Annotated in this window: 19 protein-coding genes and 1 riboswitch; of the genes, 10 read left to right on the plus strand and 9 right to left on the minus strand. The window is 72.7% G+C overall.

The window, feature by feature from the left end:
* Positions 1 to 62 precede the first annotated feature (62 nt).
* Together ACZ3II_RS26355 and ACZ3II_RS26360 are read right to left on the minus strand one after the other, a co-directional pair.
* Positions 63 to 1,067: a tetratricopeptide repeat protein gene (locus tag ACZ3II_RS26355; RefSeq protein ID WP_465520409.1), complete on the minus strand. Its 1,005-nt coding sequence runs from the start codon at positions 1,065 to 1,067 to the stop codon at positions 63 to 65.
* On the minus strand, positions 1,064 to 2,287 hold the full coding sequence (locus tag ACZ3II_RS26360; RefSeq protein ID WP_465520410.1) for an ATP-binding protein: 1,224 nt from the start codon (positions 2,285 to 2,287) through the stop codon (positions 1,064 to 1,066). The genes ACZ3II_RS26355 and ACZ3II_RS26360 overlap by 4 nt, the downstream gene beginning before the upstream one ends.
* Positions 2,288 to 2,494: 207 nt before the next feature.
* On the opposite strand from ACZ3II_RS26360, the gene ACZ3II_RS26365 reads away from it, so the two are divergent.
* The gene (locus ACZ3II_RS26365; RefSeq protein ID WP_465520411.1) at positions 2,495 to 3,271 is read left to right on the plus strand and encodes a DivIVA domain-containing protein; all 777 of its coding nucleotides are present in this window, start codon (positions 2,495 to 2,497) and stop codon (positions 3,269 to 3,271) included.
* 55 nt (positions 3,272 to 3,326) lie between these two features.
* Here ACZ3II_RS26365 and ACZ3II_RS26370 read toward each other — a convergent pair whose 3' ends face one another.
* The 3 genes from ACZ3II_RS26370 to ACZ3II_RS26380 form a co-directional block, all read right to left on the minus strand.
* A complete protein-coding gene (locus tag ACZ3II_RS26370) occupies positions 3,327 to 4,283 on the minus strand; it encodes a C40 family peptidase (RefSeq protein ID WP_465520412.1) in 957 nt (318 codons plus the stop codon).
* Positions 4,284 to 4,308: 25 nt separating this feature from the next.
* Positions 4,309 to 4,446: riboswitch (cyclic di-AMP (ydaO/yuaA leader) on the minus strand.
* A gap of 122 nt (positions 4,447 to 4,568) precedes the next feature.
* Complete coding sequence (locus tag ACZ3II_RS26375) at positions 4,569 to 5,477, minus strand: M56 family metallopeptidase (RefSeq protein WP_465520413.1); 909 nt, start codon at positions 5,475 to 5,477, stop codon at positions 4,569 to 4,571.
* The gene (locus ACZ3II_RS26380) at positions 5,474 to 5,827 is read right to left on the minus strand and encodes a BlaI/MecI/CopY family transcriptional regulator (RefSeq protein ID WP_465520414.1); all 354 of its coding nucleotides are present in this window, start codon (positions 5,825 to 5,827) and stop codon (positions 5,474 to 5,476) included. Before ACZ3II_RS26380 ends, ACZ3II_RS26375 begins: the two co-directional genes overlap by 4 nt.
* Before the next feature lie 73 nt (positions 5,828 to 5,900).
* Between ACZ3II_RS26380 and ACZ3II_RS26385 the strand changes: the two genes are divergently transcribed.
* The 9 genes from ACZ3II_RS26385 to ACZ3II_RS26425 all read left to right on the plus strand — a co-directional run bounded on the left by ACZ3II_RS26385 (position 5,901) and on the right by ACZ3II_RS26425 (position 15,829).
* A complete protein-coding gene (locus ACZ3II_RS26385; protein WP_465520415.1) occupies positions 5,901 to 7,313 on the plus strand; it encodes a cytochrome ubiquinol oxidase subunit I in 1,413 nt (470 codons plus the stop codon).
* A gap of 13 nt (positions 7,314 to 7,326) precedes the next feature.
* A complete protein-coding gene (cydB, locus tag ACZ3II_RS26390) occupies positions 7,327 to 8,304 on the plus strand; it encodes a cytochrome d ubiquinol oxidase subunit II (RefSeq protein ID WP_465520416.1) in 978 nt (325 codons plus the stop codon).
* Positions 8,301 to 12,209 (plus strand): thiol reductant ABC exporter subunit CydC, encoded by a 3,909-nt coding sequence (cydC, locus tag ACZ3II_RS26395; RefSeq protein WP_465520417.1) that lies wholly within the window; start codon positions 8,301 to 8,303, stop codon positions 12,207 to 12,209. Before cydB ends, cydC begins: the two co-directional genes overlap by 4 nt.
* Positions 12,210 to 12,249: 40 nt before the next feature.
* Complete coding sequence (locus ACZ3II_RS26400) at positions 12,250 to 12,816, plus strand: TetR/AcrR family transcriptional regulator (protein ID WP_465520418.1); 567 nt, start codon at positions 12,250 to 12,252, stop codon at positions 12,814 to 12,816.
* A 193-nt stretch (positions 12,817 to 13,009) separates the two neighbouring features.
* Complete coding sequence (locus tag ACZ3II_RS26405; RefSeq protein ID WP_465520419.1) at positions 13,010 to 13,168, plus strand: hypothetical protein; 159 nt, start codon at positions 13,010 to 13,012, stop codon at positions 13,166 to 13,168.
* Positions 13,169 to 13,404: 236 nt separating this feature from the next.
* Positions 13,405 to 13,989, plus strand: coding sequence for a MarR family winged helix-turn-helix transcriptional regulator (locus ACZ3II_RS26410; protein ID WP_465520420.1), 585 nt, complete (start codon positions 13,405 to 13,407; stop codon positions 13,987 to 13,989).
* Positions 13,986 to 14,624: a maleylpyruvate isomerase family mycothiol-dependent enzyme gene (locus tag ACZ3II_RS26415; protein ID WP_465520421.1), complete on the plus strand. Its 639-nt coding sequence runs from the start codon at positions 13,986 to 13,988 to the stop codon at positions 14,622 to 14,624. The genes ACZ3II_RS26410 and ACZ3II_RS26415 overlap by 4 nt, the downstream gene beginning before the upstream one ends.
* 9 nt (positions 14,625 to 14,633) lie before the next feature.
* Positions 14,634 to 14,888, plus strand: a complete 255-nt coding sequence (locus ACZ3II_RS26420) for a DUF4259 domain-containing protein (protein WP_465520422.1) — start codon at positions 14,634 to 14,636, stop codon at positions 14,886 to 14,888.
* 218 nt (positions 14,889 to 15,106) lie between these two features.
* On the plus strand, positions 15,107 to 15,829 hold the full coding sequence (locus tag ACZ3II_RS26425) for a hypothetical protein (protein ID WP_465520423.1): 723 nt from the start codon (positions 15,107 to 15,109) through the stop codon (positions 15,827 to 15,829).
* A gap of 7 nt (positions 15,830 to 15,836) precedes the next feature.
* Here the strand turns inward: ACZ3II_RS26425 and ACZ3II_RS26430 are convergent, their stop codons facing one another.
* The 4 genes from ACZ3II_RS26430 to ACZ3II_RS26445 are packed head-to-tail and all read right to left on the minus strand — an operon-like array spanning position 15,837 to position 18,926.
* A complete protein-coding gene (locus ACZ3II_RS26430; RefSeq protein WP_465520424.1) occupies positions 15,837 to 16,334 on the minus strand; it encodes a GNAT family N-acetyltransferase in 498 nt (165 codons plus the stop codon).
* Positions 16,335 to 16,343: 9 nt separating this feature from the next.
* Positions 16,344 to 17,339 carry a DNA topoisomerase IB gene (locus tag ACZ3II_RS26435; protein WP_465520425.1) on the minus strand — a complete coding sequence of 332 codons (996 nt, stop codon included), beginning with the start codon at positions 17,337 to 17,339 and terminating at the stop codon, positions 16,344 to 16,346.
* Complete coding sequence (locus ACZ3II_RS26440) at positions 17,320 to 18,249, minus strand: glycosyltransferase family 9 protein (RefSeq protein WP_465520426.1); 930 nt, start codon at positions 18,247 to 18,249, stop codon at positions 17,320 to 17,322. Before ACZ3II_RS26440 ends, ACZ3II_RS26435 begins: the two co-directional genes overlap by 20 nt.
* Entirely contained in the window at positions 18,246 to 18,926 is a 681-nt protein-coding gene (locus tag ACZ3II_RS26445; RefSeq protein WP_465520427.1) for an SDR family oxidoreductase, read from the minus strand. The genes ACZ3II_RS26440 and ACZ3II_RS26445 overlap by 4 nt, the downstream gene beginning before the upstream one ends.
* Positions 18,927 to 18,939: the final 13 nt, after the last annotated feature.

The following is an 18,939-nucleotide window of genomic DNA, read 5'->3' on the forward strand; positions in this document are numbered from 1 at the left end:
AGCATCCAGCGATCTTGCAGTTTGCGCAAGATTCCCGGCGTACGAGTGATGTGACACGCCGTTCACGTTCGCTCGACGGCTCCGGTGGCCAGCAGCACCGCCAGGACGGCGAAGATCAGGGGCAGCAGGGTCCACGGGGCGCTCACGGCGTACCAGAGGAGAAGCGGCACCGAGACGCCCGCGGCGACCAGGCCCGCACCGACCGCCCGGCGCGTGCGCGCCGGCAGCAGGCCCAGGCAGATCCACGGCAGCCGGCCCGCCGGGACCAGCACCCGCACCGCCAGCGCCGCCGGGACCAGCGCCAGCACGACGGCAGCGCCCCGCGCGAGCAGCAGCGCCGGGGGCCACCAGTGAGCGGCCGCCGCCAGCACCGCGACCAGCGGGACACCGGCGAGCAGACCGCCGCGCAGGCCGGCGAGGAGACCGCGGACCGGCCAGGTGAGGGCGGGGGCACCGTACCGATCGGGATGGTCCGCGGCAAGCCGCCGCAAGCCGCGCATCGCCTCCCGGACCCGCAACCGCTCCGCGTCCAGCAGCGCCGTCATCCAGCGGCCCTCGGCGTCCTCCGGATCCTCAGCCAGGGCCCGGGCGGTCGCGGCGCGGGCGGCGTCCCGGCGGCCGGCGCCGCGCTCCACCTCGGCCAGGGTCATCAGGTCGGGCACCGAGTGCGGGGCGATGGCGATCGCGCGGGTCGCCGCCTCCCGGGCGCCGGTGAAGTCCCGGCTCAGGGCGAGGCAGCGGGCCAGGCAACGATGCGGCTCGGGACGGTCCGGGGCGAGCCGGACAGCCCGCCGCGCCGCGTCGGTGGCCTCCGCGCGGCGGTCGAGGAGAAGCAGGCACTCGGCGCGTTCGATGTGCACCGGTGACCGGCCGGGGGCGGCGGCCACGGCGGCGTCGGCGTACTCCAGGGCGGTCTGATGATCGCCCCGCAGCCGCCGCAGGCCGGCCAGCAGGCCCAGCAGCTCCGCGTCGGACGGCGCCTCGGCGAGGCCGTCCCGGACCGCCCGCTCGGCCTGGTCGAGGCGGCCGACGCCGGCGAGCGCCCGCGCCCGTGCCGCGGCACTCAACGGATCTTGCGCTTCTTGAGGTACGCGGCCAGGTCGTCGTACTCGCCGCTCTCGTTGGCGAACATCGCCACGTTCCGGGCCGTGCCGAACCACGCGTCGGTCGACGGCCGCACCTCCCGCGCCGCCGCCAGCATGTCCGCCTGGTTGATCATGCGGACCTCGCCGCCGGCGATGGAGTCGCGCATCGCGAACTCGGCGGCGGTCTCGCACAGGTGCGCCAGGTCCGCGCCGGAGTAGTGCTCGGTCGCCGCGGCCACCGCGCCCAGGTCGATCCCGGCGATCGGCCGGTCCCGCAGGTGGTACTCCAGGATGGCGACCCGGGCCGGCCGGTCCGGCGGCAGCACCAGCACGGTCCGGTCCAGACGGCCCGGCCGGCGCAGCGCCGCGTCGACGTCCCACGGCGCGTTGGTGGCCGCCAGCACGAACACCCCGTCGTTGCCGCCGTCCACCCCGTCCAGTTCGGTGAGGAGCTGGTTCACCACCGTACGCATCGACGACTGCAACTGGCTGCGCTTGTGGCCGAGCGCGTCGATCTCGTCCAGGAACAGCACGCACGGGGCGTGGCCGCGGGCGGACTCGAACAGGTCGTGCAGGTTGCGTTCCGAGCTGCCGATCCACATGTTGAGGACGTCGGTGATGCTCAGCGAGACGAAGGCGGCGCCCATCTCCCCGGCGACCGCCCGCGCCAGGAACGTCTTGCCGCAGCCGGGCGGCCCGTACAGCAGCAGCCCGCCGCGCAGGCTCTTGCCGAACAGGGTCCGCAGCTGGGGGTTGCGCAGCGGGCCGAGGAACGACACCTCGAGCCGCTGCTTCACGTCGGCCATGCCGCCGACGTCGTCGAGGGTGATCGCCGACCGTTCGACGTCGAACGCCCGGTCGGCTTGCCCGCGCACCGGATCCGGCGCCCCGTCGGCCCCCGCGAACCGGGGCGGCACCGAGTCGCCGAACTGCTCCTCCATCGCGGCCCAGTCGATCTCCCGCGCCGGCGGGCGTTCCGTGGTGGGCGCGGGCTCCGGAGCGGGCCCGCCGAGCGCCCGGGTCATCAACTGCTGCGCCGCCGTGTTGCCCGGCTCCCGCGCGAGGATCGCCGCGGCGTGCCCGATCGCCTCCGGGCCGCGGCCCGCGGCCACCAGCATCTCGGCCAGGTGCAGCCGCAGCGTCAGGTCGTCGGGCCGGGCCTCGACGGCCGCCAGCAGGCTGTTGATCAAGGCATCGCTCATGACAAGCGATTATGCCCGGCGCGGCCCAGCCCGCCCGCCACCCGGACGGGGTGCTCCACCGGGAACGCGAATGTGATCTGAAACTCCCCCACTCGGCCTTGTTCGCGCTGTTCCGGGGCCTGGCCAGCGGGTGACGCCGGTCCACTTTCGGCGACGGGGTGGCCACGCACGGATACGATTCGCCGAGCCGCTCCTTGTGGTTGAACGGTGACACTGCCGGGCAAGGGGCTGTCGACAAGCGACGCCGGGTCGCAGGACCGGTCCCGGCGGGAATTCGAGGTTCTGATGGCGATCACTCCGGCGGACATCCACAACGTGGACTTCCGGAAGCCGCCGATAGGCAAGCGCGGTTACGACGAGGAGGAGGTCGACGCCTTCCTGGACGAGGCCGGGCAGGAGCTGGTCCGGCTGATCGAAGAGAACGGCGCGCTCAGCGAGCGGTTACGGCATACCGGCGGCGATCCCGGGGTGGCCGTCACGACGGTGCTGAACTCCGAGGTCGCCGAGCTGACCGCCCGGCTGCGGCAGATGCGCGAGGGCCTGGCCCGGGCCGAGCACGAGGCCCGGGAGATGCAGATGCGGCTGCAGCGCGCTCACGAGGAGGCGCGGTCGGCGCCGGCCGGCCCGCCGGCCGGTGACGGTGACGTCCGGGTGCTGATGATGGCGCAGCGGACGGCGGACGAGCACGTCCGGGACGCCCAGCGCGAGTCGGCGGATCTGCTGGCCGGCGCGCGGGCCGAGGCCGACCAGGTCACCGGGGACGCGGAGCGGTCCGCGGGCGCCATCGAGGCGGACGCGCAGCGCAGCCACACCGAGGCGATGGACGATCTGGCCCGGAGCCGGGCGGCCGTGATCGAGGAGATCGCCCGCCTGGACCAGCTGGCCGTCGGCTACCGCTCGGCGCTCGGCGACCACGTCCACCGGCAGCTGCAGGACCTGGACGGGGTGCCCGGCCTGCCGGCGCTGGCCGACGGCCGCGCCTGACACGAAAGAGACCGCCGTCGGACTGCGACGGCGGTCTCCGCGGGATGATCGGCGATCAGCCCGGCCGGCGGTAACCGGCGATGGGCCCCCGGTCGATGGTCGCCATCCGCACATGGTCACCCGTGTGCGGAGCGTGCACCACCATGCCGCCTCCGATGTAGATGGAGACGTGGTGCACGTCGGAGAAGTAGAAGACCAGGTCGCCCGGCTTCAGCTCCGCGCGGCTCACCGGCGTGGTGGAGCCCCACTGATCCTTCGTGTAGTGCTCGAGGTGCACCCCGACCGATTTCCACGCCTCCTGCGTCAGACCCGAGCAGTCGTAGCTGTTCGGGCCGTTGGAGCCGAAGACGTACGGCTTGCCGATCAGGTCACACGCCTTCTGGGCGGCACGGCCGCCCTTGTCGTTCGTGTAGGTGACCGGGCAGGGGCCGGTGCGCAGCGGGCCGTCGTCGGCGTTCGCCTTGCCGTACGCGGCGATCCGGAGCTGCTGGAGCTTCGTGATCTCCTTCTCGATCGCGGTCTTCTTCTGCTTGAGGTCGGTGTCCCGGACGGTGATCTCCGACGTCATCCTGTCGACCGCGGCCTTGTCGGCGGCGTACTTGTCCCGCAGTTTGGTGACCTCGACGATCGACGCCTTGCGGTTCTGGGCGAGCTGGTCGAGAAGGGTGAGCTTCTCGGCGAACCCGTCCGGGTCACCGCTGAGCAGCGCGTTGGCCACGCTGGGCGGCCCCGCGATGTAGGCGTCGACGGCCAGCCCACGCACCTCGACCATCGCGGCGTCCACCTGCTTCTGCAGCGGGGCCAGGGTCTTGGCGAGCGACTTCTGCTGCGTCCGCAGCTTGGTCAGCTTGTTGTGGGTGTTGTTGTAGTCCTCGATGACGGGCTCGAGCTTGTTCCACTCTCCGTCGATCTGCGCCTCGACGTCAGACGGCGAGGGAGTGGCGTAGGCGACGGACGGACCCGCGAGAACGATGCCTACCGTGGCCATGACGGACAGCAGCAGGGTGCGCATCCGTTTCACGTAAGCGCGTTGTCCTTTCTTCCCACTCGGCCGCCGACCGGGTTAGCTGACGGGTTCGGGCGGGAAGTCTGCCCGGCCGCCCTCCGCAGGAAGGCGGCTTCACCCCAGTTGCTCGGTTCCCCGGTTCGCATCCGCGATTAGGCGGTGGTTCGCCAGATCAGCCGGTTGACCGATGGGGGGCTGCCGAACCGGGGACCACCGTACTCGGATCAAGGCGGCAAATGAAGGTCGCACACGCCGCCGCACGTTACGCACTGTCAGCAACACGGAGCGTGATCAAAAAGGCCAGGTGTTCACGGCCCTGCCCAGCCACGGCACCACCAAGATCACGGTGGGTAGCACCAGCAGGCCGGTCGCGGCGGCCGCGCCGGCCACGGTGAGGGCGGCGGAGGCGCGGTCCGGATCGGACAGGCGGGCCAGCCGGCGGCGCCGGGACTCCCCCTCCGGGTCGGCGGTCACCTCCTCCGCCAGGGGGACGGCGTCGGCCAGCGTCGCCAGGGCGGCACGCAGCGGACCCGGGCCGGTCCGGCGCCGTGCGGCGTCGTCCGCCACCATCTCCAGCAGCAGATGTACGGCGTCGAGGGGCACCTTCGAGCGCAGCGGCCGCGGCACCGCCTGATAGAACGCCGTGAACGACTCCATCACCAGCTCGTGCCGGTGCCGCAGGTGGGCGCGCTCGTGGGCGAGGACGGCGTCGACCTGGTCACGGTCGAGCACGCGCAGCACCCCGTCACTGAGCACCACCCGGGGCTGACGGCCGGGCACGCAGTAGGCGAGCGGCAGGGGGCCGTCGAGGACCCGTACCTCCTCGCCGCCGAGATCCTCGTGGCGCTCGACCCGGTCGAGCAGGTCCACGAGCATCCGGTGCCGGGCGCGGCGGGCGCGGGCCCGGGAGCTGACCCGGACCAGCGAGACGATCAGCCGGATCACGATGGTCGCGGCGACGGCCAGGGAGAACAGCAGCGCGGCGACGGTCTCCGGGTGGTGGGCGCCGGCGGCCCGGGCCATCTCCTCCGGAGCGGCGAGGACCACACCGAGGGCGCAGAGTACGGCGGTGAGCGTCAGTGACTGCCAGAGCAGGACGCCGGCGACCGGGGCGCGGTCGGTCCAGCGGGCACGCGCCAGGACGGTCGGCACGACCAGTGACAGGGTCAGGCCGAGGGCGCCGAGCAGGAGGGCGGTCACCGCTCGATGTTACGGGCCTTCTCGATCAGCGCCGTCAGAGCTTCGGGCGGCAACTGGCCGACGAAGTAGGCGAGGGCGGCGTCCCGGTCGGGGGTGGCGCTGAGTGCGTCGAGCATCACACCGGCGGTCATCTCCTCGCGGGTCTGCGCGGGGGCGTACCGGTAGGCGCGGTCGGCGCGCTGCTGGACGACGAGGCCCTTCTTGGCGAGCCGGTCCAGGACGGTCATCACCGTCGTGTACGCCAGGTCGCGGTCACGACTGAGCAGCTCGTGCACCTGCCGGACGGTGAGCGCCTCGCGCGCGTCCCACAGTTTCGTCATGACCTCGCGCTCGAGATCGTTCCTCGCCATGTGAGCCACTCTACTTCAAGACGTCGTACTACGCGTCGTAGTATCTACTACGAATCGTCGTAGAGGGGTTGCCATGGACGTGCTCGACCTGACGCGATTGCAGTTCGCGGTCGTGACGATCTACCACTACCTGTTCGTGCCGGTGTCGATCTGCCTGTCCGCCACCGCGGCCGGGCTCCAGCTCGCCTGGATGCGCACCGGCAAGGACAAGTACCTGCACCTGACCAAGTTCACCGGCAAGCTGCTGATCGTCACGTTCGCCGTCGGCGTGGTCACCGGGCTCGTGCAGGAGTTCCAGTTCGGGCTGGGGTGGAGCGCGTTCGCCCGGTTCTACGGCGACGTCTTCGGGCCGACCCTCGCGATCGAGGGCATGCTGGCGTTCTTCCTCGAGGCCACGTTCCTCGCGCTGTGGTACTTCGGGTGGGACCGGCTCCCCCGCCGCGTCCACGCCGCCACCATCGTGGTCGTCGCCGTCGGGACGCTGCTGTCGGCGTACGTCATCCTGGCCGCCAACTCCTTCATGCAGAACCCGGTGGCGTACGCGTTCGACGAGACCACCGGCCGCGCCCACCTCACCAGCTTCACCGACCTGATGACCAACGAGGTGGTGCTCGCCGCGTTCCCGCACACCATGGGCGGCGCCGCGATGGCCGGCGGTGGCCTGCTGATGGCGATCGGGATCTGGCGCGCCGTCGCCGACCGCGCGTTCCTGACCCTGTCGAAGGTGGGCGCGTGGACCATGCTCATCGGCGGTGCCGTGACCGCGATCAGCGGCGACCACCTCGGCAAGGTGATGACCGCCGTGCAGCCGATGAAGATGGCCGCCGCCGAGGCCCTCTACGAGACCACCACCGCGGCGCCATTCTCCCTCTTCGCGATCGGGGAACTCGGCCACGACCGGCCGTTCTTCAGCATCGAGATCCCGGGACTGCTGTCGTTCCTCGGCACCGGGTCGTTCGGCGGCACCGTGCAGGGCATCGACGACCTCCAGGCGCAGTACGTGGCCCAGTTCGGTCCCGGCAGCTACGTGCCGATGATCCCGGTGGCGTTCTGGACGTTCCGGCTCATGATCGGTGCCGGGGTGCTCGGGATGGCGCTGGCCGCGTACCACCTCTGGTCCACCTGGGAGACGACCCGCCGCGTACCGCTGCTCCCCCGGATCCTGCAACCCGGCGGCGGAACGCCGCGCTGGCTCACGCGGTTCGTGCTGATCGCCCCGATGATCCCGGCGGCCGCCAACACGTTCGGCTGGATCTTCACCGAGACCGCCCGGCAGCCGTGGCTCGCGTTCGGCATCTCCACGGTCGCCGACGGCATCTCCCCCGGCCTCACCCGCGCCGAGGTGATCGCGTCACTGGCCGGGTTCACGCTGGTGTACGGCCTGCTCGCGCTCGTCTGGTTCCGTCTCGTCGTCCACCTGTCCCGCAAGCCGCTCGTTCCGGCGGAGTCCGCCACGGAAGCGCCCGAGCCCGCCCCCGCCTACTAGGAAGCGACCTTTCATGATCACGTTCTGGTTCGCGGTCCTCGTCCTCGCCTGGGTGCTCTACTTCGTCCTCGAAGGCTTCGACTTCGGCGTCGGCATGCTGATGTTCACCGGCCGCGGCGAACACGAACGCGGCGCCATCGTCCGCACCGTCGGCCCGTTCTGGGACGGCAACGAGGTGTGGCTGGTCGCCGCCGTCGGTGTCACGTTCGCCGCGTTCCCCGACTGGTACGCCGCCCTGATGTCCGCCCTCTACCTGCCGATGGTCGCGATCCTGCTGCTCCTCGCCATCCGCGGCTGCGCCCTCGAGTTCCGCGGCAAACACGACTCGCCGACCTGGCGGCTGCGCGCCGACATCCTGCTGTCCGTCAGCTCCGCCGGCATCGTGCTGATGTGGGGCGCCGTCCTCGGCATCCTCGTCGACGGACTCGCCCTCGGCCCCGGCGGCGAGGTCACCGGCGCCGGGCTCGGCCGCAGCCTGGGCCCGCTGCTCACCCCCGCCGCCGGTCTCGGGGCACTCGCCGCGCTGCTCGCCGCCGTGCTGCTCGGCGCCACCTTCCTGTCGCTGCGCACCACCGGGCCGGTCCGCCGGCGGGCTCGCGACATCGCCCGGCACACCGGCACCTTCGGCGCCGTCGCACTGCTTCTGACCGGCATCGGTACGGGTAACCGCCTGGTCCTCCTCGCCGCCGCCCTCGTGTTCGTGGCCGGGTTGCAGGCCCGGCGCTCCCGGGAGGCGACGTCCTTCGCCGCCGTCGCGGTCGCCGTCACCACCGCCGTCGTCGCCGTCTTCACGGTCCACGGGGACGTGGTCCTGCGCAGCACCCTGAACCCGGCATGGTCCCTGACCCGGACGTCGGCGGCGGCCGGCCCCGAGGCCCTGAAGCTGATCACCGTCGCGGGCGTCCTCATCCTTCCCGGCGTCCTGCTCTACCAGGCGTGGTCCTACTGGGTCTTCCGGCGCCGCATCGCCAGCGAGCGGGTTCCCTCGTGACCCCCGGGCCCTCCCTCGAGACGTCCACCGCTGCCGCTCCCACCAGCGCCGCCCTTACCCCCAGCGCCGCTGCTACCCGTAATGCAGCTACCACTAGCGCCGCTACTACTGGTAATGCGGCTACCACTAGCGCCGCGCGGGCCGCCAGGGGGCCGATCGACCCGCGGCTCCTGCGCCACGCCAGGGCGAGCCGTTCCGGAATCGCCCTGCTCACCCTGATCGGAATCGGGCAGGCGGCAGCGACGATCGCCATCGCCCTCGCGCTGACCTGGATCGTGGCCGGAGGCGGCCTCCTGCCCGGCCCCGTCTCGGACAACCTCCCCGCCGGCTTCGTCCTCGGCGGCACACCTGTGCCGATGGCCGGGATCGCGCTGCTGGCCGGGGCGTTCGTGGTACGCGGGCTACTGGCCTGGGCCGAACAGATCGCCGCCCAGCGAACCGCCGCCCGTGTGACCGACGAACTACGGCAGTCCCTGCTGGACCGTATCGTCCACCGCGGCCCCGCGTGGGTAGCCGCGTTCGGTTCCGGACGGCTCAGCACCGTACTCGGCAGTGGTCTGGAAGCCCTTCGCCCCTGGTTCTCCGGATACCTCCCCGCGCTCATCCTCGGCGTCCTCCTCCCCCCGCTGGTCGTCCTGATCATGGCCGTGGCCGACCCCGCGTCCGCCACGATCGCCCTGTTCACGCTGCCGCTGATCCCGATCCTGGGCGCGCTGATCGGCTGGGCCACGAAGGCCCGCGCCGAACAGCGCTGGGCCGCGGACGCACGGTTGGCGGGCCACTTCCTCGACGTCGTGCGCGGGCTCGCCACGCTGCGGATGTACGGTCGCGCCGAACGCCAGATCCACGTCATCGCCGACCTGACCGACCGGCACCGCACGGCCACGCTCCGGGTCCTGCGGGTCGCCTTCCTCTCGTCGACCGCCCTGGACCTGGTCGGCACCCTCTCCGTCGGATTGATCGCGGTCCAGGCCGGCCTGCGCGTCGCCGCCGGCACGATGGACCTGGGCCCGGCCCTGCTGGTGATCCTGCTGGCCCCCGAGGCGTACCGTCCGCTCCGCGAGATGGCCGCCCGCTACCACGCCTCCGCCGACGCCGCCGCCGTCATCGCCGACGTCGACACCATCCTCACCGCTCCCCCGCCCCACCACGCCAGCCGGCCGTCAGCGCTGTCTCACCACAGCCACGACAATCAGCCGGACAGACCCGGCAGGCCCTCAATGCTGTCTCACTCGCCCCGAGACAGCATTGACAACCAGCCGGACAGCCCCGGCCGGCCCTCATGGCTGTCTCAACCCACACGAGACAGCCATGACAACCAGCTGAGCGACTCCGCGCCGCAGTCGGATGCCGTCGGGCCGTCTCGGACCGGGCGAGACAGCACTGTGAGCCGGCCGGACGTCTCCGGTACGGACGTGGTGGCGGGGCTGGAGGCCGCCCGGGTGCGGCGGGCGGCGCGGCAGGTGTTCGGGGCGGACGGGCGCTGGGGTGTACGGGTGGCCGGACTGCGCGCGACCTATCCGGGCGCCTGGGGTGACGCCGTACGGTTGGACGAACTCGGGGTCCGGGCCGGGGAGATGGTCGCGCTCCGCGGAGTGTCCGGGGCCGGGAAGACGACAGCGCTGCGCGTGCTGGCCGGGCTGCACCCCGCCGAGGCAGGCGCGATCGCCGTCGGCAGAACGTTCTATCTGCCGCAGCGGCCGGCGTTGCCGCACGCCCGTACCGTCGCCGAGGCCTTTCCTCCGGAGACCACCCGGGACGAGGTACGAGCAGCGCTGCGCCACACCGGACTGGCCGCCGAGATCACCCCGGAGACACCGCTCGGCGAACACGTCACCGGGATCTCCGCCGGCCAGCGGCAACGCCTCGCTCTGGCCGTCCTTCTGCACCGGGCCGGCCGCGCCCTCTCCGAACAGCCGAGCTCGGTGGTCACGCTGCTCCTGGACGAGCCGACCGCCCATCTCGACCTCACCACCGAACTCCTGATCATCGACCGGCTGCACGAGTTCGCCGCACGGGGTTGCGCGGTCCTGGTGGTCGCGCACCGCCCCGCCCTGCTCACCGCCGCCGACCGGGTCGTCGGCCTGCTCCCGCCCACCGGCGGCATCCTCCAGATCGACTCGTCCGCGGCAGCCGGCCGTACCGTCACCGCCACCATCCACTCCGGCGGCGAGCGCCCCTCCTGGGCCGCACTCGACGCCGCGCCTCCACCGGCCAGGCCCCTCGACGCGGGGACCGAGACCGAGGCCGGAGACAGGGCTGGAGACAGGACTGGGGGCAGAGACGAGTCAAGGGCCGGGACCGAGGGCAGGCCCCGGCGAGGGTGGTTGCGACGGCCGGGGACAGCGGTGTCGCTGGGGGCGGCGTCGTCGCTGGCCGGGATCGTGCTGACCGCCGCGGCGGCCTGGCTGCTGGTGCGGGCGTCGTCGTTGCCGCCGGTGCTCAGCCTGTCGGCGGCTGTCGTGCTGGTACGGGGAAGCGCCGTCGCACGGCCCCTCCTCCGGTACCTGGAACGGCTGGTGGCCCACGATGTCGCGTTCGCACGGCTGGGCCGGCAGCGGGCCCGGGTCTACGCCGCCCTGATCCCGCACGTGCCCGGACCGCGCCTGCGCCGGCGGGGTGATCTCCTCACCCGCCTCGTCGACGATGTGGACGCCCGGGTCGACGGCCTGCTCCGGGGCCGGTTGCCGGCCGTCGCCGCGGCCGTCACGGCGGGAGTCTGCCTGGCCGTGGTGGCATGGCTCGTTCCGGCGGTGGCGGTCCCGCTGGTGTTCGGCGTGCTGGTCGCCGGTGTGCTGGCCCCGGCGGTCGCCGCGTGGCAGGCCGATCGGCAGGAGGCGGCCACCGGTACGGCCCGGGCCGAGCTGCGGGACGCCATGGTCGAGACCGTCGACGGCGTCGAGGAACTGGCCGCCGGTGGTGGCCGTCCGGGCGTACCCCGGCAGCGAAGCCGCACCCTCGCCGGCCTGGAGGCGCGGGCGGCGCGGACGGCCGGGCTCGCCGCGGCGATCGCCCATGCGGGCTGGGGCGTGGCCGTGGCCGGGGTCGCCGTGGTGCTGGCGGGCGGCACGCTGTCCGCGGAATGGAGCGCTGTGACACTGCTCGGCGCCGTCGTCCTCGGCGAGACGCTGGTCGCCCTGCCGGAGGCCGCCGTCGCCCGCCGCCGCGCCGCGGGCGCCGCACACCGCGTCGCCACGCTGACCGGCGCCGGCGAGCACGGGACCGCCGCCGGCATGGGCGCCGGGGAAAGCCGTGACGACCAGCCGGACGAGATCCACCACGAGAAGGACGGACCCCGTGGGGTACGGGTGAGCGGGCTGGTGGCCGGTTGGGATGCGGAGTCCGGTCCGGTGCTGGACGGGCTCGAGCTACGGCTGGCGGCGGGGTCGCGGACGGCGGTCGTGGGACGGTCCGGCTGCGGGAAGTCGACGCTGGCCGCGGTGCTGGCCGGCCTGCTGGAACCGCGGGCCGGAGTCGTCCGGTCCGGCGGGAACACGGTGCTCGTCGGGGATGAGACGGGGCATGTGTTCGCGTCGACCGTACGCGAGAATCTGCGTCTCGCCGCGCCCACCGCAAGCGATGATCGGCTTGCCGAGGTGCTGGGCCGGGTCGGGCTGGGCGGGCTGCCGCTGGACACCTGGCTGGGTACCGGCGGCAGCACGATCTCCGGTGGACAGCGGCGGCGGCTCGCGACCGCACGGGCGCTGCTCGCCGAGCCGGATCTGCTGATCCTGGACGAGCCGACGGAGGGCATCGACGAGGCGGGTGCCACGGATCTGATGGCGGATCTGCTGGACGCCGCCTCCGGCCGTACCGTGCTGGTGCTCGCGCATCGCCGCGAAGGCCTCGATCTGGTGGACCGGACCCTCGCCCTGGAGGATGGCAGGATCAGGGTTATCGGGTGACATGTCCGATTGGACTGATCGGTCCGTTAAAGTGGGCATCATGGCACGGACGCCCGCTCCCGGAACACGGGACACGATCCTGACCGCGGCCGCCGGGCTCTTCTACGAGTACGGTGTCCGCGCCGTCGGCATGGCACAGGTGGTCGAGGCGGCGGGCTGCGGCAAGAACCTGCTCTACAAACACTTTCCCAGCAAAGCGGAGCTGGCGGCGGCATATCTCACGCTTGTCCGCCGGGAACGGGAGCGCGCCACCACCGAAGCCCTCCGCTGGCCGGTCGATCCGGCCGACCGGCTGATCGCGCTGGTCACCGAGATCGCCGACATGGTGCGCCGCCCCGGCTACCGGGGCTGCGCCTTCCGTAACTATCTGACCGAGTTCCCCGGAGAGTCCGACGAGCCGGCCCGGGTCGCGCAGAGCTTCCTGGCCGACAGCCGCGCCAAACTCGATCGTCTGGTCGCCCGGATCGGCGGGGACGAACTCCTCGCCGACCGGATCTGGCTGATCGTCAACGGCCTGCACTCGGGCCCACCCACCCAGGCGCAGGTCGCCGTCGACTGGGTCACGGAACTGGTCCGCGCCGCCGCGGAACCGCCCGACCGCGCCTAGACCGCCGCCAGCGCTTCGGTGGGGGCCAGGCGGGACGCGCGGACCGGGTCCAGCGCAGCCACCCCGTCATGGACGACGTCAACGGCCATGCCCTTGCGGCCACGACGAGCCGCCCGCCGATCTGCGCCGGGCCCTGCTGGACCGGTGCGGCACCTACCGCCTGCGCCTGACTGCCGGGCCTCGGCTCGCGGTCATGAAGGTCCTCCGCGACCGCGGTGTCCCGCTGCGGGAGGCGCCGGCCGCCGTCGCGGAACTGCAGGGCCCCGGGCGGCCGGGCACCGAGATGGAGCTGCGCCTGCTGGCCGGCCACCTCACCACCGCAGGCGCGACGGTCCTCCTGGAACTCCGGTGACAGCCTCGGGGGAGTCAGCGCTTGTACGCGTTCCAGATCCGTCCGCGTCCGCCATCCCTCGACGGGATCGGCGCTCGCGCGCAGCGATCTTGAGCCGTGACCACTGAGGCCCCCGGCGCGAAGGCCGACTTCGCACCATCGGCGCGCACCGAGTGCGGACGCGGAGGTGAGGAACCCAGAGGACGACTCCCGGGAAACAACCCTGCAATCGCCCTCGATATGACATCATCGTTGTCATGTTGGAGCGAGGCACGATGCTGTACGACCTCCTGCGCCACGTCCGCCCCCTGGTGCTCAACTCCGCCCGGGTCGTCGAGGCGTCCCTGCGCGACGACGGCCTGAGCGTGGGCATGCGGGCGGTGCTGGAGATGCTGGCCGAACAGGGCCCGATGACCGTCCCCGACATCGCCGACCGCCTGGACCTGGCCCGCCAGGGCATCCAGCGGCACGTCAACGACCTGGCCGCGCTGGGTCTCGTCGAGTCCCGCCCGAACCCCGCCCACCGCCGGTCCGTCCTGATCGCCCCGACCGAGGCGGGCGCCGCCACCTTCGCCCGAATCCGCGCCGACGAGCTCACCCACCTCGGCGCCATGGCCCCCGAGCACAGCGACGAGGAGATCGCCGCCGCGCTGCGGGTCCTCACCTCCCTGAATCGCGACGTCCGCCGACGCGCCACCGCCCTCCGCACCGAAAGCAACGAAAGCAACGGAAGCACCGAGAGCGCCGAACGAGCCGAGCGAGCCGCACTCGACGAAAGGGCCGAAAGGGACATGCGCGCCGCAAGCACCGAGAAGACCGAGACCCGCGGTGGTGCCGAATGACCGACGTCTACCGGCTGACCAGCGGAAACCGGCTCATGATCGCTGACTTCCTGGAGGGCCTCGACGACGCGGCCTGGCAGGAGCCGACACTCTGCGCGGGCTGGACGGTCCAGCACATGGCGGCCCACTTCGTCCAGCCGATGCTCGTCGGGTTCGGGCGGTTCTTCCTGGCCGCGATTCGCTACCGCGGCGACACCGACCGGACCGTCGACCACTTCACCCGCCAGATCGCCCGCCGCCCCCGCGCCGAACTGATCACCCTGCTCCGGCAGCACGCGAACGACCGTGTCGACCCGCCCCGGGTCGGCCCGATGGGCCCGTTCGCCGAGACGTGCGTGCACCTGCGGGACATCGCCCGCCCGCTCGGCCTGCCCGCCGACGTCCCGCCCGGGCACTGGCGGATCCTGCTGGACTACCTGGTCTCCCCCACCGCGGCCCCGGCTCTGGCCCCGCCCGGCCGGCTCACCGGCCTGCGCCTGTCCGCCACCGACCTGGACTGGTCCACCGGCGACGGCCCGCTGCTGACCGGCCCGGCCGAGGCCCTGGGCATGGCCGCCACCGGCCGCGCCGCCGCCCTCCCCGACCTGTCCGGCCCCGGCGTCCCCCTGCTCACGGCCCGGCTCACCCTTACCTAGGTTGATCACGTGGGAGCCTGGGGACCGGAGCCGTTCGACAACGACGGTGCGGCGGACTTCGCCGGTGACCTGGACGACGCTCCGCCGGAGGCACGGCCGGACATGATCCGGAAGGTGCTGGAGCGGTTCGTCGACGCCGCCGAGGACGACGATGCCGCCGGCGACGATGCGCGGGCGGTGTCCCGGTCGCGTCGGTCTATGGCCCGGATGAACGGATACCGTCACTCGCCAGGGATCTGCGAGAGACCGCACTCAAGGCCCTGAACCGGGTGGAGGCCGGTGGGATGGCCGACGCCTGGTTCGAGGAGCAGACCGCGAGGGCCTGGCGGCGGGAACTGGCGGCGTTACGCGAGGTTCTCGACCCGCCGCAGGCGGAATCCCTGTTCTGAGATCTTGTGCGGCTGGTTCTGAGGGCTGTCTCGACGGCGTCGAGGCGGCCCTGACAACCAGCCGGGGTTTACCCCGGTACCTACGCTGGCGGAATGCAGTTCACGGAGATGAGCGTCACTGGATACCGGACGTCGGTGACCGTCCTCCGGCGGGGCGGCGCCGGTCTGCGGTGGGTTCTCGTTCCGACGATCCACATGGGGCACGCCGACTACTACTGGGCGATCTGGCAGCGGCTCCGGTCCTGCCAGGCGGTGATCGCCGAGGTGTGGGACGGGCCCAGCTCGACCGGTCTGCTGTACGCGCGGGCGCTGCGCCTGGCCCGCCAGCGCGCCAGCCGTGACCTGGTCCATCAGGACATCGACTACGGGTCACTGGGCGTGCCGGTGATCTTCCCGGACGCCTATCTGCTGCCGGACGCCGACCCGGAACGGCGAATGGCCGCCGACGAGCGGGCCGTGGTGACCGTGCTGACGCCGGTGCTGGCGCTGCACATGGCGCTCACCGGCGACGGCGACTGGCTGGGCAACAAGAAGCTGGACGTCACCGACCGGACGGTGTTCGACCGGGACGAGGAGACGATCAAACGAGACGAGCTACTGCTCGGGGTGATCCGGGAGATCGACGGCGAGTTCGCGGCCGAGGACATGGAGGTGGCGATCGTGTTCGGGGCGGCGCACATGCCGGTGGTGGTGCGGGAGCTGGCGGGGAAGATGGGTTACCGGGTGATGCCGGGGGCGCAGTGGCTGACCGCGATCGACTACGACGAGCCGCAGTACCTGGAGAAGCCGCCGCTGGACGGCTGGATGGACTGGTGAGGGCGGGTCAGCGGAGGTCGCGCAGGTCCAGGGCGTAGCGGGTTTCCCCGACGGCGTGGAAGCCGGCCTTCTTGCCGAGGGCGGCGGCCGCGCTGTCGTCGCCGCGCAGGTCCAGGGTGAGGACGTCGACGCGGTGGCGCAGCGCGGCGGCGATCAGTGTGGACAGCAGGGTCCGGCCCAGCCCGCGGCCCCGCACGGCCGGGTCGACGGCGAGTTTCTCCAGGTCGGCGTGCGGCCGGTGGTCCCTGCGCCAGTACCCGAACCCGGCGACCCGCTCCGCGCCGCCCGGCCCGAACGTCACCGCGACGGCCATCGCCGCGTCACCGGACGGGATCCCGGCGGTGATCGCGGCGACCAGATCGTGCACCTCGGTCACCGCGGGCGGATGCGCCCAGCCCAGGGCGGCGCCGTCGGCGACCAGGTCGCGCAGCAGCGCGGCGATGCCCTCGGCCACCGTCTCCCCCGGCCCGCCGGAGCCGATCAGGCGCACCTCCCAGCCACTCATACCGGCAAGTCAAGCAGAGTCCCCGGTGAGCAGGTCGATGACGGCCTCTTCCGCGGACGAGTCGGGCGGCGGAGACGCCGGGATCACGTCGCCCTCGGCGTAGGACTCCAGGACCCGGGGGTCGACGTACGAGTTCCGCGCCACCGTGGGGGTGTTGCCGAGCAGGTCCGCCACCTCCCGCATCGCGTGCGCGACAACTTTGCGGCGTTTCGTCTCGGTCGGCTGCGGCCCGGCCTCGGCCAGGACCTCGGCGGCTCTGACGGTGCCGTGCCAGGTGCGGAAGTCCTTCGCGGTCATCTGCTCGCCGCTGATCTCCCGCAGGTAGTCGTTGACGGTTCCGGCGCGGATCTCCTGCCACCGGCGCCGGGCGGCGTCCCAGTACGCGAACAGCCGCTCCTCGCCCCGCCGCCGGCGCCGCAGATCGCGCAGCACCGCGCACACCTCCCCGTCGCCGACGGTCGCCGCGTGCTCGACCCCGGACTTGCCGCGGAACTCCAGCAGCACGCACCCGCCGCGGGACCGGACGTGCGCGGGCCGCAGCGTGGACAGCCCGAACGTCGGATCCTCCTCGCGGGACGCCGACTCCTCCCCGCCGACCCGGAACATGCCCATGTCGAGCAGCGCGACGATCGCGGCGAGGACCCGTTCCCGGTTGAGGCCGCGGCCGGTGAGGTCGGCGTGGATCCGGTCGCGGACGGCGGGCAGGTGCTCGCCGACCTCGAGGGCGTGGTCGAACTTGGCCCGGTCCTGCTGCGCCCGCCAGGCCCGGTGGTACAGATACTGCTTGCGGCCGGCCGCGTCGATCCCGGTGGCCTGGATGTGGCCGCGCGGATCCGGCGAGATCCACACGTCGCGCCAGGCCGGCGGGATGACCAGGTCCTTGACCCGCTGGATCTGGTCGTCGTCGCGCAGCGGTTCGCCGTCCACGTCGAGATAGCTGAAGTTCTTCCCGGCCGGCCGGCGCGTGTAGCCGGCCTTGCGCAGGTCAGTGCGCCGCAGCCGCATGGCGTACCCGTTCGGCTGCGGCCAGGACCTCGTCCTCGCCGATGGCGAGCAGGGCGGGATGGACCGGGCCCGGGAGGTCCCCCCGCTCACTGTGGGTGCCGTGCCAGAGCGCTTGATGGTACGGGCGGTCGGCGGGCGGTCCCCAGCGTGCGGGCGCGACCGGCCCGAACAGGACCACCGACGGGGTGCGATAGGCCGTGGCGAGATGCGCGATGCCGGTGTCGCCACTGATCACCAGGCGCGCCCCGGCGACCAGGGCCGCCAGTTCCGCCAGGCCGGTGCGCGGGACGTCGTTCTCGGTCATCCCGGCGAGCTCGCTCACCCGTACCGCCAAGTCTCTCTCGGCAGCGGAACCGGTGATCAGCACGCGGTGACCGGCGGACCGCAACCGTCGCGCGACGGCCGCGTAGCGGTCCGGAGGCCAGCGCCGGGCCGGGGATTTCGCGCCCGGATGGATGATCGTCACCCCCTGCGGCACGTCCACGCCCGGCACCGCGAGATCAAGATCTTCTTCCGAGCACGGTACGCCGTAATAACGCACCAGCCGGCACCAGCGCCGCACCTCGTGCTCGTCGTCGTGCCAGCCCGGACCGTCGTGGTGGCCGGCCGGCGCGCTGGCGAACCCCCACAGCGCGCCCGGCCGCAGCGCCTGCAGCCGCCGGTGCGACTCCGGGCCCGAACCGTGCAGGTTGACCGCGATCCGCGGCATCGCCGGCGCCCCGGCGAGGGGTTCCAGCTCGGACGCCGGGACGATCCGGTCGATGCCGCCGATCGTCTGGATCAGCGGGGTGAGCCAGGCGGGGGCGGCCAGGCTCAGCGTCTCGCCGGGGAAGGCGGCGCGGAGCCCGCGCAGGGCGGGCGCCGCGGTCGCCAGGTCTCCCACGCCGAGCGCGCGCAGGACGAGGATCACGGGTACGAGCTCTCCGTCTCCGCCGCGACGACGATCTCCCGGACCGCGCAGCCGGCCGGCTGGCTGAGCGCGAAGACGACAGCCGCCGCCACGTTCGCCGGGTCGTTGAGGATGGCGTCCGGGCCCGGCTTGTACCGGTCCTCGCGCTCGTCGAAGAACTTGGTGCGCATCCCGCCGGGGATCAGCAGGGTGACGTTGACCTGGCCGGCGAGTTCCGCGGCCAGGGCCCGGGTGAAACCGACGACGCCGAACTTGGCGGCGCAGTACGCCGTCGCGTCCGACACCGCCTTGATCCCGAGCGTCGACGAGATGGTGACGACCCCGCCGTGGGTCTCCTTGAGCGCGGGGATCGCGGCCCGGATCACGGCGGCGGTGGCCAGCAGGTCCACGGCGACGATCCGGTCCCAGGTCTCGCCGGGGATGTCGGCGAGCGCGCCCGGCACGTCCATTCCGGCGGCGGTGACCACGCCGTCGATGCTGCCGCCGGCCCGTTCGATCAACTCGCGGGTGGCGCGTTCGGCGGCCCGGGTGTCGGCCAGATCGCACTCGATCCACTCGACGCCCTCTCTCGGGGCCTGGCGGTCGATGACGTACGGGCGTCCGCCGGCCTTGACGACGGCGTCGACGACGGCGGCGCCCAGGCCGCTCGATCCGCCGGTGACGATGACAGCGTCCATACAGCTACCTCCT

The sequence above is a fragment of the Actinoplanes sp. NPDC019969 genome (assembly GCF_055562375.1).

Excerpts from the sequence above, each read along its gene's own strand:
- ACZ3II_RS26360 (WP_465520410.1), bottom strand. The coding sequence starts at position 2,287 with ATGAGCGATGCCTTGATCAACAGCCTGCTGGCGGCCGTCGAGGCCCGG.
- ACZ3II_RS26370 (WP_465520412.1), bottom strand. The coding sequence starts at position 4,283 with ATGCGCACCCTGCTGCTGTCCGTCATGGCCACGGTAGGCATCGTTCTC.
- ACZ3II_RS26380 (WP_465520414.1), bottom strand. The coding sequence starts at position 5,827 with ATGGCGAGGAACGATCTCGAGCGCGAGGTCATGACGAAACTGTGGGAC.
- ACZ3II_RS26385 (WP_465520415.1), top strand. The coding sequence starts at position 5,901 with ATGGACGTGCTCGACCTGACGCGATTGCAGTTCGCGGTCGTGACGATC.
- cydB (WP_465520416.1), top strand. The coding sequence starts at position 7,327 with ATGATCACGTTCTGGTTCGCGGTCCTCGTCCTCGCCTGGGTGCTCTAC.
- ACZ3II_RS26400 (WP_465520418.1), top strand. The coding sequence starts at position 12,250 with ATGGCACGGACGCCCGCTCCCGGAACACGGGACACGATCCTGACCGCG.
- ACZ3II_RS26405 (WP_465520419.1), top strand. The coding sequence starts at position 13,010 with ATGAAGGTCCTCCGCGACCGCGGTGTCCCGCTGCGGGAGGCGCCGGCC.
- ACZ3II_RS26410 (WP_465520420.1), top strand. The coding sequence starts at position 13,405 with ATGTTGGAGCGAGGCACGATGCTGTACGACCTCCTGCGCCACGTCCGC.
- ACZ3II_RS26415 (WP_465520421.1), top strand. The coding sequence starts at position 13,986 with ATGACCGACGTCTACCGGCTGACCAGCGGAAACCGGCTCATGATCGCT.
- ACZ3II_RS26425 (WP_465520423.1), top strand. The coding sequence starts at position 15,107 with ATGCAGTTCACGGAGATGAGCGTCACTGGATACCGGACGTCGGTGACC.
- ACZ3II_RS26430 (WP_465520424.1), bottom strand. The coding sequence starts at position 16,334 with ATGAGTGGCTGGGAGGTGCGCCTGATCGGCTCCGGCGGGCCGGGGGAG.
- ACZ3II_RS26435 (WP_465520425.1), bottom strand. The coding sequence starts at position 17,339 with ATGCGGCTGCGGCGCACTGACCTGCGCAAGGCCGGCTACACGCGCCGG.
- ACZ3II_RS26445 (WP_465520427.1), bottom strand. The coding sequence starts at position 18,926 with ATGGACGCTGTCATCGTCACCGGCGGATCGAGCGGCCTGGGCGCCGCC.